17 protein-coding genes are annotated in these 14005 nt (G+C 43.6%); 14 read left to right on the forward strand and 3 right to left on the reverse strand.

The window, feature by feature from the left end:
• Positions 1–73: 73 nt before the first annotated feature.
• From I2D69_RS00595 to I2D69_RS00660, 14 genes are all read left to right on the forward strand, one after another.
• Entirely contained in the window at positions 74–940 is an 867-nt protein-coding gene (locus tag I2D69_RS00595) for a class II aldolase/adducin family protein (RefSeq protein WP_118577777.1), read from the forward strand.
• 72 nt (positions 941–1012) lie between these two features.
• Positions 1013–2401 carry an aldehyde dehydrogenase family protein gene (locus I2D69_RS00600; RefSeq protein WP_118577776.1) on the forward strand — a complete coding sequence of 463 codons (1389 nt, stop codon included), beginning with the start codon at positions 1013–1015 and terminating at the stop codon, positions 2399–2401.
• A 17-nt stretch (positions 2402–2418) separates the two neighbouring features.
• Positions 2419–3657 carry a zinc-binding dehydrogenase gene (locus I2D69_RS00605; protein ID WP_173717926.1) on the forward strand — a complete coding sequence of 413 codons (1239 nt, stop codon included), beginning with the start codon at positions 2419–2421 and terminating at the stop codon, positions 3655–3657.
• A 23-nt stretch (positions 3658–3680) separates the two neighbouring features.
• Positions 3681–3995 carry a BMC domain-containing protein gene (locus I2D69_RS00610; RefSeq protein ID WP_118577774.1) on the forward strand — a complete coding sequence of 105 codons (315 nt, stop codon included), beginning with the start codon at positions 3681–3683 and terminating at the stop codon, positions 3993–3995.
• Positions 3996–4123: 128 nt separating this feature from the next.
• Positions 4124–4399 carry a BMC domain-containing protein gene (locus I2D69_RS00615; protein ID WP_118577773.1) on the forward strand — a complete coding sequence of 92 codons (276 nt, stop codon included), beginning with the start codon at positions 4124–4126 and terminating at the stop codon, positions 4397–4399.
• A 21-nt stretch (positions 4400–4420) separates the two neighbouring features.
• The gene (locus I2D69_RS00620) at positions 4421–4723 is read left to right on the forward strand and encodes a BMC domain-containing protein (protein ID WP_118577772.1); all 303 of its coding nucleotides are present in this window, start codon (positions 4421–4423) and stop codon (positions 4721–4723) included.
• A 203-nt stretch (positions 4724–4926) separates the two neighbouring features.
• The gene (locus tag I2D69_RS00625) at positions 4927–5205 is read left to right on the forward strand and encodes a BMC domain-containing protein (RefSeq protein ID WP_005427721.1); all 279 of its coding nucleotides are present in this window, start codon (positions 4927–4929) and stop codon (positions 5203–5205) included.
• Between the two features lie 127 nt (positions 5206–5332).
• Positions 5333–5977 (forward strand): phosphate propanoyltransferase, encoded by a 645-nt coding sequence (locus I2D69_RS00630; RefSeq protein ID WP_117850748.1) that lies wholly within the window; start codon positions 5333–5335, stop codon positions 5975–5977.
• Between the two features lie 104 nt (positions 5978–6081).
• The gene (locus I2D69_RS00635) at positions 6082–6348 is read left to right on the forward strand and encodes a EutN/CcmL family microcompartment protein (protein WP_117850917.1); all 267 of its coding nucleotides are present in this window, start codon (positions 6082–6084) and stop codon (positions 6346–6348) included.
• 4 nt (positions 6349–6352) lie between these two features.
• On the forward strand, positions 6353–7681 hold the full coding sequence (locus tag I2D69_RS00640; protein WP_173716623.1) for a 4Fe-4S dicluster domain-containing protein: 1329 nt from the start codon (positions 6353–6355) through the stop codon (positions 7679–7681).
• Positions 7682–7697: 16 nt separating this feature from the next.
• Complete coding sequence (locus I2D69_RS00645; RefSeq protein ID WP_118577770.1) at positions 7698–8246, forward strand: BMC domain-containing protein; 549 nt, start codon at positions 7698–7700, stop codon at positions 8244–8246.
• 42 nt (positions 8247–8288) lie between these two features.
• Positions 8289–9062, forward strand: a complete 774-nt coding sequence (locus I2D69_RS00650) for a DeoR/GlpR family DNA-binding transcription regulator (RefSeq protein ID WP_173716624.1) — start codon at positions 8289–8291, stop codon at positions 9060–9062.
• A gap of 47 nt (positions 9063–9109) precedes the next feature.
• On the forward strand, positions 9110–10261 hold the full coding sequence (locus tag I2D69_RS00655) for a 1-propanol dehydrogenase PduQ (protein WP_173716625.1): 1152 nt from the start codon (positions 9110–9112) through the stop codon (positions 10259–10261).
• Between the two features lie 299 nt (positions 10262–10560).
• Positions 10561–11676, forward strand: coding sequence for a cob(I)yrinic acid a,c-diamide adenosyltransferase (locus I2D69_RS00660; RefSeq protein WP_173716626.1), 1116 nt, complete (start codon positions 10561–10563; stop codon positions 11674–11676).
• 35 nt (positions 11677–11711) lie between these two features.
• On the opposite strand, the gene I2D69_RS00665 is transcribed toward I2D69_RS00660, so the two are convergent.
• The 3 genes from I2D69_RS00665 to I2D69_RS00675 form a co-directional block, all read right to left on the reverse strand.
• Positions 11712–11972, reverse strand: a complete 261-nt coding sequence (locus tag I2D69_RS00665) for a heavy-metal-associated domain-containing protein (RefSeq protein ID WP_173716627.1) — start codon at positions 11970–11972, stop codon at positions 11712–11714.
• Positions 11973–12083: 111 nt separating this feature from the next.
• Positions 12084–12320 carry a hypothetical protein gene (locus I2D69_RS00670; RefSeq protein ID WP_195379214.1) on the reverse strand — a complete coding sequence of 79 codons (237 nt, stop codon included), beginning with the start codon at positions 12318–12320 and terminating at the stop codon, positions 12084–12086.
• 591 nt (positions 12321–12911) lie between these two features.
• Entirely contained in the window at positions 12912–13760 is an 849-nt protein-coding gene (locus I2D69_RS00675; protein WP_173716629.1) for an AraC family transcriptional regulator, read from the reverse strand.
• Between the last annotated feature and the right edge of the window lie 245 nt (positions 13761–14005).

Here is a 14005-nt window from a genome sequence, read left to right on the forward strand (position 1 = left end):
GATAAGTTACCCGGTGCGGTACTATAACTTACATAATCCACCGCACCTGAATGTGCTTAAGGAGGAAAAAAGCATGGTAAACGAATACGAAATCAAAAAACAGATTTGCGACATCGGAAGAAGAATCTATAACCGCAACATGGTTGCAGCAAATGATGGAAACATCTCTGTAAAACTGAATGACAACGAGTTCCTTTGCACACCTACTGGTGTATCCAAAGGTTTCATGACCCCAGAGTTCATCTGTAAAGTAGATGCCAAAGGAAATGTTCTTCAGGCTAACCCGGGATTCAAACCATCATCTGAGATCAAGATGCATATGAGAGTATATGAGAAGAGACCTGATGTAGGATCTGTTGTACATGCTCATCCAATTTATGCAACATCTTTTGCTATTGCCGGTATTCCGCTTACACAGCCAATCATGCCAGAGGCAGTTATCGCTCTTGGATGTGTTCCGATCGCTGAGTATGGTACACCTTCTACAATGGAGATTCCGGATAACCTTGAGAAATATCTTCCATATTTCGATGCAGTTCTTCTTGAGAACCACGGAGCTCTTACCTGGAGCACAGACCTGAACGCTGCATACATGAAGATGGAGTCCGTAGAATTCTATGCACAGCTTCTGTATCAGAGCAAACTTCTTGGAGGCCCGAAGGAATTTGATAAAGAGAACATTAAGAAACTTTATGAGATCCGTCGTAAATTCGGTATGCCTGGAAAACATCCGGCAAGCCTTTGCCAGAACAAAGATGGCATGAACTGCCATAACTGCGGTGGTGCATGTCACAACGAAGACTATAAACAGTTCCCAGGATATCAGTATGATTTCGTTGGCGGCAACTGCGATGCTCCGGCAGCAGATACAGCTAATGCAGATGCAGAGTTAGTAGCTAAGATCACCAAACAGGTTATGGCTCAGTTAGGACTGAAATAATCAGAAAATATAAAGGCCGCAGCTGTGAGAGAATCAGGCAGCTGCGGGCAATTGTTAAGGAGGAACAATCTCATGCCAATCAGCGAGAGCATGGTACAGGATATTGTACAGGAAGTTATGGCGAAAATGCAGATTGCAGACGCTCCGGCCGGTAAACATGGAATTTTCACAGATATGAACGAGGCCATTGAGGCTGCGAAAGCTTCCCAGAAGATCGTTCGGAAAATGTCCTTGGACCAGAGAGAAAAAATTATTACCTGCATTCGAAGAAAAACAAAAGAAAATGCAGAAATCCTTGCACGTATGGGTGTTGATGAGACCGGAATGGGAAATGTAGGAGATAAGATCCTGAAACATCATCTGGTAGCAGATAAGACCCCTGGTACAGAAGATCTCAGCACTACAGCATGGTCAGGCGACAGAGGACTTACTCTGATCGAGATGGGACCGTTTGGCGTAATCGGAGCAATCACTCCGTGTACGAACCCAAGTGAGACCATTCTGTGCAACACAATGGGTATGCTGGCAGGTGGAAATACAGTTGTATTTAATCCACATCCGGCAGCAATCAAAACCTCTATTTATGCGATTAATCTTTTAAATGAGGCATCCCTGGAAGCAGGTGGCCCGGACAATATCGCAGTAACAGTAGAGAAACCTACATTAGAGACAAGCAATATTATGATGAAACATAAAGATATCCCGCTTATCGCAGCAACAGGCGGTCCTGGCGTTGTAACAGCAGTCCTTTCCTCTGGAAAACGTGGAATCGGCGCTGGCGCAGGAAATCCTCCGGCAGTTGTAGATGAGACAGCAGATGTAAGAAAAGCTGCTCAGGATATCGTAAACGGATGTACATTCGATAACAACCTTCCGTGTATCGCAGAGAAGGAAATCGTAGCAGTTGCTTCTATTACAGATGAGCTTATGCATTATCTGGTAAGTGAGAATGACTGTTACCTTGCTTCCAAAGAAGAACAGGATAAACTTACAGCAGTTGTTCTTGCAGGCGGCAAGCTGAACCGTAAATGCGTTGGACGTGACGCAAGAACATTACTTTCCATGATCGGAGTAAATGCTCCTGCAAATATCCGCTGCATCGTATTTGAAGGACCGAAGGAACATCCACTTATCGCTACAGAGCTTATGATGCCGATCCTTGGCGTTGTAAGGGCAAAAGATTTTGATGATGCAGTAGAGCAGGCTGTATGGCTTGAGCATGGCAACCGCCACTCTGCACACATTCATTCCAAGAACATTGACAATATCACCAAATATGCGAAAGCAATCGACACCGCAATCCTTGTTAAGAATGCACCTTCCTATGCAGCACTTGGATTCGGCGGAGAAGGTTACTGTACATTCACAATCGCAAGCCGTACTGGTGAAGGACTTACAAGTGCAAGTACATTTACCAAGAGAAGACGCTGCGTAATGGCAGACAGCCTTTGCATTCGCTGACAGGAGGAAACATAAAAATGGATATGAATAACGTAAATATCGAAGAAATCGTAAAACAGGTTCTTGCTGGAATGGCTGGAACAGCACCGGCAGCTTCTGCATCAGCAGCACCGGCAGCACCAGCTGCAGCACCGGCAGGCGCAATTCCGAAAACTGCACACGTTGCAGTACTTACTGAAAAAGAGCATTTTGATATTAAAGAGTACCCGATTCCGGCAATTGGCGATGACGACATCCTTGTTAAAGTAGAAGGCTGCGGCGTTTGCGGTACTGATGCTCACGAATTCAAGAGAGACCCATTCAACCTGATCCCGGTTGCACTTGGACATGAGGGAACTGGTGAGATCGTTGCCATGGGTAAAAATGTTAAGACTGATACAGCTGGAAAACCGGTTAAGATCGGTGACAAAGTCGTTACCTGTATGATCTTCAAGGATGATCCTGAAATCACAATGTTCGACTTAAACAAGAAAAACGTTGGAGGAGCTGACGTATACGGACTTCTTCCAGATGATGACATTCATCTTAACGGATGGTTCTCTGATTACATCTTTATCAGAGGTGGAGAGTTTGGAAGCACATTCTTCAACGTAAGTGATCTTGATCTGGACTCCCGTATCCTGATCGAGCCATGTGCAGTTCTTGTACATGCAGTTGAGAGAGCAAAAACAACTGGTATCCTTCGTTTCAACAGCAGAGTTGTTGTACAGGGATGCGGACCAATCGGTCTGATCTGTATTGCAGTTCTTCGTACCATGGGTATCGAGAACATCTGTGCTGTAGATGGAAATCAGCAGCGTCTTGATTTCGCTAAGAGAATGGGCGCTACCATGAGTGTAAACTTCATGGAGCACAAAGGAATCGAAGCACTTTCTGAAGCTGTTAAAGATCAGTTTGGCGGACATCTTGCAGACTTTGCATTCCAGTGTACAGGATCACCTGTTGCTCATGCAAACATCTACAAATTCATCCGTAACGGCGGTGGCCTTTGCGAGCTTGGTTTCTTCATCAATGGTGGAGATGCTACAATTAACCCGCACTTTGACATCTGCTCCAAAGAGATCACAATCGTAGGCTCCTGGGTATACACCTTAAGAGATTACGTTACAACATTTGATTTCCTTAAGAGAGCAAATGCAATCGGACTTCCAATGTCTGAGCTGATCACAGACAAGTATCCGCTTGAGGAGATCAATGAAGCATTAAAGAAGAACCTTGCAATGACCGGTCTTAAGATCGCAGTTGTAAATAAATAATTGCCGGATAAAGGAGAATCAAGATGGCAGAAGCTGTAGGAATCTTGGAGGTGTTCGGACTGGCAACAGCGTTTGTGGCGGCCGACGCCGGCTGCAAGGCAGCAAATGTCCATCTGGAGGTTTTTGATAAAAATAAACCTGCAAATGCGGACAGTCTGCCGGTACCGCTCCTTGTCTGCATCAAGTTCCGCGGAAGCGTTTCTGATGTAACAGAGGCTGTGGAAGCTGGAATCAGAGTAGCAGAGAGTATGACCGGTGTGGTACAGCACTACGTAATACCAAATCCGGAACCCGGTACACAAAAAATGCTGAAAATCAGCGCACTGGATAAGGATTAATGATTGCTAACCAGTGAATTTAAGTCTATAATAAAAACGAACAAAGTCATGCGGAGCATGGCAGGTACCTCACAGCAAGTACGCTGGAGCGTACTTGAAAAGTCGAGATATATCAGGAGGAATTCATCATGGCACAGGAAGCTTTAGGAATGGTAGAAACCAGAGGACTTACAGCTGCAATCGAGGCAGCAGATGCAATGACAAAAGCAGCAGAGGTTACACTGGTTGGTACAGAGAAAATCGGATCCGGTCTTGTAACTGTTATGGTTCGCGGTGATGTCGGAGCTGTTAAGGCAGCAGTTGAGAGTGGAAGCGCAGCAGCATCCAGACTTGGAGAGCTTGTAGCTACACACGTAATCCCAAGACCTCATACAGATGTGGAGAAAATCCTTCCAAGCATCTAATGAACTATAAGGAGTTCGCTCATGAGTAAATCATATGGTTTTATTGAAATCACAGGTGTTGTAGCGGCCATGGATGCCCTGGACATCATGTGTAAAACGGCAGACGTTGAGCTGGCGTCATGGGAGCGTAAGCTGGGCGGACGACTGGTGACCATTATTGTACAAGGCGATGTGGCAGCTGTTACAGAAGCCGTGGAAGCGGCAGCAACAAATGCCATCAAGAAACCGGCAAGCTATGCAGTAATTGCCAATCCCCATGAGGAAATCGTCAAAATGGTGGAGCTTAGCGCAAGTCGATGGAGAAAGAAAAAGGGGGATGAATAATGGCTGACGAAGAAAAGAAAGAGACAGCGAAAAAAGCAGCCCCTAAAAAGGCAGCCGCTCCGAGAAGAACGGCTAGAACAACCAGAGCAAAAGCAGCAGAAGTAAAGACTGAAGAGCCGAAGACCACTGCAGCTGACAAAGAGATTACAGAAACCAAACATATAGAAGCTGAGAAACCAGCAATTCATAAGGAGGAAAAAATCATGACACAGGAAGCATTAGGAATGGTAGAAACCAGAGGACTTACAGCAGCTATCGAGGCAGCTGACCAGATGTGCAAAGCAGCTAACGTTGCATTAGTTGGAACAGAGAAGATCGGATCCGGTCTTGTAACAGTTATGGTTCGTGGAGATGTTGGAGCAGTTAAATCTGCAGTAGAGAGCGGAAGCGCAGCAGCATCCAGACTTGGAGAGCTTGTAGCTACACACGTAATTCCGAGACCTCATACAGATGTTGAGAAAATCCTTCCAGTTCTGAAATAATATAAAAGTCCAGACAGCAGCCATGAATGAGCTGTGCTTGCATGAGCGAATTCATGGATGCTTCTTACTTTTATAATGTCTGCTATGTCAGACATTACCGAATTCCAGGAAGAAAGTAGGTGTACTTTTGGAAACCAATAATGTTGAGCTGATTACCAGAATGGTACTGGATGCTCTCAATAAAAAAGAAGAAAAAGGCAATGGCTTCATGGTGCCCATCGGAGTTTCCGCAAGACATATCCACCTGACACAGGAACATGTTGAAGCTTTATTTGGACCAGGATATCAGCTCACCAAGAAGAAAGAGCTGATGGGCGGACAGTTTGCCTCCAATGAGACAGTAACTATCGTTGGATTGAAGCTCCGTGCAATTGAGAATGTACGTATTCTCGGACCGGTCCGCAAGGCTTCCCAGGTTGAAGTATCAGCTACAGACGCAATCAAGCTTGGTATGAAAGTACCGGTGCGTGAGTCTGGAGATGTTAAGGGAAGTGCTCCTATTGCAATTGTCGGACCGAAAGGTGCGATTTATCTGAAAGAGGGATGTATCGTAGCAATGCGTCACATTCACATGTCCCCGAAGGATGCCCAGGCAGCCGGTGTGAAGGATGGAGATATCGTATCTGTTAAGGCTGACAATGAGAGAGGAACCATTTTTAATCAGGTGAAGATCCGTGTAGATGACAGCTTTACACTGGAGATGCACATTGATACAGATGAAGCAAATGCAGCAAAAATTGCCACAGGCAATACAGTTACAATTATAAAGTAATGTTCTGGGAATCATTTCCTCATTACTAAAATAAAGTGTTCAGCCATGCTGGTTCTGAAAATGACAGGTGCATGGCTGAACTGATATAAAATTTGGAGGTTCACATGATAGTTGGCAAGGTAGTAGGAAGCGTTGTTTCCACAAGAAAAAACGAAAAGCTGATCGGCAATAAGTTTATGATCGTGGAACCGGTTCATCACATGAAAGGTGACCTCAGTCAGATTGTTGCAATCGATATTATCGGTGCAGGAATCGGAGAATATGTATTGGTGGCACAAGGAAGCGCGGCAAGAATTGGCTGCGGCGTAGAAACAGCACCGGTAGATGCCGCCATTGTAGGTATCGTTGATGACGGTGCAGGATTGGAGTAACGCCATGGATATCAAAGAATTACAGAATATTATACAGGAGAATGGTGTAGTTGGTGCCGGCGGTGCAGGATTCCCTACATACATGAAGCTGACAGACAAAGCAAATACCATTCTTATGAACTGTGCAGAGTGCGAACCTTTACTGAAATTACACAGACAGTTATTAGAGAAGCACGCTTACGAAATTATGAAAACCTTCCATATGGTTCAGGAAACGGTTGGAGCTTCTGAAGCCATTATTGGAATCAAAAAATCTTACGTTCAGACAGTAAATGCTCTGAAACAGCATATTGAAGAGTTCCCTGGAATGCGCATTCACCTTCTGGATGAAGTGTATCCGATGGGAGATGAGGTTGTACTGATCTACGAAGCAACTGGTAGAGTTGTAAGACCTGGCGGACTTCCTATTGAGCAGGGAGTTGCTGTGTTTAACGTAGAGACATTGTATAATATATACAAGGCAGTAGAGAAAAAAGAGCCTGTAACAGCCAAATATGTGTCTGTTGTAGCTGAGGTAAATCATCCGGTAACTGTAAAAGTACCTCTTGGATGTACTATGGATGATGTTGTTGCCCAGGCAGGCGGAACTACTGTAAAAGATCCGGTTTACTTTATTGGTGGACCGATGATGGGAAGAATCGGAAAAGGTTCTGACCCTGTGACGAAGACAACAAATGCGATTCTGGTTCTGCCAAAAGACCATTTAATCGTACAGAAGAAGATGCGGACTTCTGCTATAGATTTAAAACGTGCAGCATCTATTTGCTGCCAGTGTAATACTTGTACAGATCTTTGCCCACGTAACAATCTGGGACATCCGATTGATCCAGCCCGCTTCATGCGTGCAGCTTCCAATCAGGATTTCAGAGATGTTAATCCATACATCAATGCAAGCTTCTGCAGCTCCTGTGGAGTTTGTGAGATGTATGCATGTCCTCAGAGCCTTGCTCCAAGAACACTTCTTGCAGACATGAAGGGCGGACTTCGTAAGGCAGGTATTCGTCCTCCTCAGGGAGTACAGCCAGTACCAGTTAAGGAATCCCGAGAATACCGCAAGGTTCCGGAAGAACGCCTGATGGCACGTCTTGGTCTTACAAAATATGACAAAGACGCACCGATGGACGAGACACTGGTTGATATTCCAAAGGTTAAAATTCTTCTTAGCCAGCATATCGGAGCACCTGCTCAGGCAATTGTAAAAGTTGGAGATCAGGTGACAAGAGGTCAGATGATCGCTTCTCCTGCCCAGGGCTTAAGTGTTGGTATCCATGCAACCATCTCCGGTAAAGTTACCGAGGTGACAGACCGCTGGATCGTAGTTGCAAAGAATTAGAAAGGACGTGCAGAAAATGAGTAAAGCAATCGGAATGATTGAATTCAAAACTACAGCTACCGGCGTTACTGCAGCAGATGCAATGGTTAAGACATCTGATGTAGAAATCGTTGAGGCGCAGACCGTGTGTCCGGGTAAATATATTGCAATTATTACCGGTGATCTCAGTGCGGTAAAAGCTGCCGTAGATACAGCTGTAACAACATATGAGGACAAGTGCATTGACAGTTTTGTACTGGGTAATCCACACGAGTCTCTTTTCCCGGCTATTTATGGAACTACTCAGGTTGAGGAGATCAGTGCGCTGGGAATTCTTGAAACATATGATGCAGCTTCCATTATTGAGGCTGCAGATCAGGCTGCAAAGACTGCAATTGTAGATCTTATTGAGCTTCGTATTGCAAAAGGCATGTGCGGAAAATCTTACATGATGATCACTGGTGAGGTTTCTGCTGTATCCGCATCAATCGACAGAGCGAAAGAGCTTGTTGCTGAAAAAGGCATGTATCTGGATTCCTCTGTTATTGCACATCCGGATAAGAGAATGATCGACAGCCTTCTGTAATTCTGGTCTGACCAATAAAATGAACGCGGAGGGGACCTGAACATGCTTGCGTTAGAGAGACGGAATCTGATCCTTGAGAAATTACAGAATGAGAAGCGCGTAGTAGTAAGTGAACTGAGCCAGTTATACGGTGTCTCTGAGGAAACCATCCGACGGGATCTGGACAAGCTGGAGAAGGAAGGGCTTGCCATTAAAAGTTATGGCGGAGCTGTGATCAATGAAGATGTGAGCATTGATCTCCCTTTTAATGTGCGCAAGAATCAGAATGTAGTTGGGAAACAGAAGATGGCGGAAATTGTAGCCTCTCTTGTGCATGACGGGGAACATCTGCTTCTGGACGCCAGCACTACTGCAGTGTTTGTGGCAAAGGCATTAAAAGAGAAGGAGCGTCTGACTGTGATCACCAATTCCATGGAGATCCTTCTGGAACTGGCAGATGTGTCAGGATGGAATATTATTTCCACAGGTGGGATGATGAAGGAAGGCTATCTGGCTTTTCTTGGATCCCGGACAGAAGAAGTCATTCGCTCTTATTTTGTAGATACCGTTATTTTTTCCTGTAAGGCTCTTGATGAGAACTGGGGAGTAATGGAATCACAGGAAGCTTTTGGAACAGCAAAGAGAGCAATGCTGGATTCAGGACGTAAGAAAATCCTGGTTGTGGACAATACGAAATTTGACCAGACCGCATTTTCCGTTGCCGGAAGATTGCGGGATGTTGATATCGTCGTGACAGATGTGAAGCCTTCTGAAAAATGGCTGAAGCTTTTTGAAGAAGAGGGCGTGGAGTGCAGATATCCGGAATCTGTCCGATAGAAGCTTTCTGCTCACAAAAGAAAGCTGCAATAAAGGAGCATTGAATTATGAAAACTTTTGAAATGAAAACAGTCATCCATTTTGGTGACAATGCCCTGGATAGACTGGCAGAACTGCCATACAAAAGAGTTCTGGTGATCACAGATCCATTCATCGCAAAAGGGAAAATGATCGAGCTGATCACAGACCCATTGAGACGCGGTGGCAAGGAGTTTGAAGTATTCAGTGATGTTGTGCCGGATGCACCGGTAGGAAAAATCGCAGAAGGTGTAAAGAAGTTCCTGGAGTATCAGCCGGAGGTTGTAGTAGCTGTCGGAGGCGGCTCTGCAATTGACTCATCCAAGGCAATCCGTGAGTTTGCCCTGAAGATCAACAATTACGGCAAAGTAGGTCTTATTGCAATTCCTACTACCAGTGGTACCGGATCTGAGGTTACCTCTTTTGCAGTTGTAAATGATACAGATAATCATGTGAAGTATCCGCTGATCTCAGACAGCCTTACAGCTGATGAGGCAATCCTGGATGCAGAACTGGTAAAGAGCGTTCCGCCCTCTATCACAGCAGATACAGGTATGGACGTACTGACTCATGCAATTGAGTCTTATGTAAGTATCAATCACAATGAATTTTCGTCTGCTCTTGCAGAAAAGTCAATTGAAATCTGCGGAGTCTTTCTGTTAAGAGCATACCTTGACGGTGGTGATATGCATGCCCGTCAGAAAATGCATGTAGCTTCCTGTCTTGCCGGACTTTCTTTTAATGCTGCAGGACTTGGAATCACACATAGTATGGCACATCAGCTGGGAGCTATTTTCCATATTCCTCATGGACGTGCCAATGCAATGCTGCTTCCGCATATTGTAGAATTTAATGCAAATATCAACAAACACAGCAGAAGTCAGCAGGAATATCTTCCGGCAGTAAAGCGATATGCCAATATTTCACATATTCTTGGACTGAGTAACTACAACAAAGTAATGTCTGTAAGATCTCTTGTAAACTGGATTCAGTTTATGCAGAAGGAAATGAATATTCCGCTTACGATTAAAGAAATGGGAACTATTTCTGAGGATGAGTATTTTGCAGCAATTGATAAAATGGCAAACCTGGCGCTTGCTGATGCCTGCACAACTGCCAATCCAAGAGTACCAACGAAAGAGGATATTGTGAAGATCTACAAGAAATTGTGGTCATTTTAATGAATTTAAGAGTTGCTGTTCACTTTGTGCCCGGTAACACATAAGAGACTTTGGACAGATACGGCGGAATTGCGTGTATTTGTCCAGAGTCTGTTTATAACTAATGTAGTGAACGTAAGATAATGTGGATTATTTCCTGCTTTTGCACGAACCTTGTCTTATATTCAGTGTATTGGTGCATAATAAAATGTAATTGCTTAAGGATTTCGTGACAGATTAATTTAAGCTACACAGAAATCTTTGAATAGTAGTAATAAAATCCATTTTGCCGGATGGGTAAAATGTCAGGAGAAAGTCGTATGAGTATTTATACAAAGAATGGTGACAAGGGAACTACCAATCTTGTCCATACGAAAAACGTTTCCAAAGCGGATGACCGAATTCAGCTGGAGGGAACCATAGATGAACTTTCCTGCCATATTGGAGTGTTGAAAACCATGATCAGAGATGGAGATACCATCCGTTTTCTGGAAAAGATCCAGGAAAATCTGACCAGAATTGATGCAGGAGTGGCAGATCCATATAATAGAGAGTATAAGATCAATGATGACAAGACAGAGCTTTTAGAGGAAGAGATTGACCGTTTGACGGGGCTTTTTCATATGCCGAAGGAGTCCTCTTTACCTGGGGCCTGTCGCTTGTCTGCTGAGATTGATGTGACTTGGGCTGTGGCCAGAAGAGCGGAGCGTGATCTTGCGGCTGTAAGTGTAAAGTTTGGTTCTGATACAGGAAGCAAGAAATATATGAACCGTCTGGCAGACTATCTGTATGTGCTTGCACGCTATGAAGAAGCGGAGGCGGCAGGTCAGAAGACGGGTGCGTCAGAGTATGTAGAAAATGACACATCTTCTGAAAATACGGAACTACATGCAAGTGGAACTGAGAAAGTGGCAGGAGGAAGCGTGAGCGTGGATACGAAAGTTGAAAATTCTCTCATATCTGGTACCTCTGATTCTGTAGACGAAGCTGTAATTCAGGCAGTACTGCGCCGCATGGGTATGCAGAATAAGATTACACTGGATGGAGCGAAGAAGCTGATCGGGAAAATCGAACAGGAAGCCCTTCGCCGCGGGAAGAAAGCGGTGATTGCAGTTTGCGGTCCGGAAGGAAATCCAATTGCCGTTCATGTAATGGACGGAGCATTTCTGGTAAGCTTTGATGTCGCTTTGAAAAAAGCTTATACTTCTGTTGCGGTGAAGATGTCCACCATGGAATTATCCAAACTGGCTCAGCCAGGTGGAACCTTTTACGGCGTAGATAAGATGGATGGTGGAAAAATCGTGATTTTCGGAGGCGGTGTGCCGCTGAAATCCGGAGATACGATTATCGGAGGTCTTGGCATAAGCGGAGGCACAGGAGAGGAAGATCATAGCTTGGCAGAATATGCATTGTCCGTATTACCGGAAATATTGTAGTTGGAATATAGTACAAGGATTATGACAGAGAAAGGCTATTTTTTCAGGAAAGAGAAAAAGCCTTTCTTTTTTTCGTACGGAGCTTTTGAGACAGAGAGCAGTTTATAACCTGTTTTATCAATGATCTCTTTCAGCTTTGCTTCATCAAGATCATTTTCTGTAAGGATAACAGTCTCTCCTTTTGTATGGGACGAGGTGACTTTTTTTACAGAAAAGTTATTACGAATACTTTCGTTAATGTGGGATTCACACATTCCACACATCATTCCGTCTATTTTTAATGTAATCTGCTGCATAATTTAATCTCCCTTTCTTAATAGATTTGCCATAAATGTCCTGATGGTATGCTTTCAGAAGAAGTGGTACTGGAGCCTGTTTGAAAAAATCATTCCCGCAATCTGCAGACTTTAAGCTGTGTAATCAAATTTCACAAAGGACAGCTCGCAGTTTGCAATACGGCTGCAGATATTTACTGCTGAATACATTACCACGGAAAATTCTCCGTCAATGGTATCCACATAAAGATAACGTCCGTCAGCGGAGATTCTGGCGTGTTTCACATCGCCTCGCTCTGTCAGTTCTTTTATGATTTCATTTGCCAGGTCTTCCGTAACAGTTTTTGATAAAAGATAACATCTTCCCATGATTCAACAGCTTCCTTTCATCGTACTTATGTTAGTTGCTTCTAATGAAAAATATTATAGCACGTTTAAGAAAAATGAAAACTCTAGCTACAGATAAAATTTATCATTTAAGTGTCGAATTATGGGAGAATTTTACGACCGAATTTCGTTGTAATGGCAGCCGGCTTTTGTTAGAATAAAAGAAACGAAAGAGAAAAACAATTTCTGATTTTCTGCGGCGTTCTGCAGCAGTATGTGCGGACAGTTTTCTGCCATGGGCTAATCTGCCTGATCAGCAGCAATTCCATCATCCATTTACTTGAAGGCAACCTGCATAAGGGTCCTGGAATAAGAGACCATTCTGGAAAAAATTGGCATGTATATCAAAATAACAGTAAACATCTGCCTTTTCGCGTCTGTACAGCAAAAGAGTGCGCAAAAATGCGTTGCCATAGCCTGCAAAAATGCAGGAATAATTCTCTGTCGTCTTTCTTACGGCGAACAACTCACATCTTCTACATATCTGAAGCAGTAAGAGAAAAGGGCGGACATCAGGCCAATGCCCGCCCGGTAAAAATCACCGCTGTCAATTGTATTCATAGCAGTATAGTATCAGCTTTTATTATATTTACCTGGTGTAGTTCCTTTATATTTTTTGAATGTACGGATAAAATAACTCAAATCATTGAACCCATTTCGATAAGCAATATCAGTAATGGAATCACCTGTAGTGGACAGTTCATAACAGGCCTGTTCAATACGCTGTCGGTTTAGATAATCCATAGGCGTCTGATGGGTCATCTCGGAAAAAAAACGGCAGAAGTACTTAGGTGACATGGAAACAGATTCGGATAACTGACTCAGGGTAAGAGGAGAAGCATAGTTCTTTTCAATGAACTCCACAACCTGCTTCAACTGCAGAATTCGTTTGTAATCCCGGCGTGCTTTAGGCTGGCTGTCCAGATAGTAATGATTACCAAAAACAATACCGAAAAAGTGGTAAAATTGTCCGATTACAGAAAGCTCATACCCGGTCTTTTTTTCCTCCATAGCGTGAAAAAGTGAATTTACGATACCTAGAATATCCGGATAGCGATTGTCAAAATGGTGGAAAATCAAAATATCCTGATGTACGATCTTCTGGATATAATCAGCGCATACGGAATTCAGCTTCAGAAATACGTTCATGTCAAATACAATGCACTGATAGACACAATTTACAGGAATTCCGGAATGTAAAATTCCACTGTGGACAAAAATTACATCACCCTGGGTCGCTTTAAAACTTTTTTCATCTAAAGTGACGGTGAATTCGCCGGAAAGAATGCGAATGATTTCATATTCTACATGCCAGTGATAAGACATAATGTATCGGGGATGGTTTGCATCAATATGATGAAACTCAAAAGGAAACTCATAAGTGCCGCGCGGACGGTCTTCGTTCTGATCAATAATCTGCAAAGTTTTTCCTCCAGTCAAGAATTTATAGAAATTTTATTGTTTCTACAGAAAAGGTGAATATTGTACTATTATTTGCTATTATATCACAAGTAATTTTCCGGAATCAATCTTATAATGTGAAATATGAGAGGCTGAGAGAAAAAATAGATTTTCCAATCAGCGACACACAGGCAGAGTGCCTGAAATAGAGTTAAGAAAGCTATTGTAATTATTCAGCAGGCAATTACGAAACGCTGAACAGTTAC

The sequence above is a fragment of the Ruminococcus sp. D54t1_190329_F1 genome, from assembly GCF_015551645.1.
GTDB lineage: Bacteria > Bacillota > Clostridia > Lachnospirales > Lachnospiraceae > Blautia_A > Blautia_A faecis.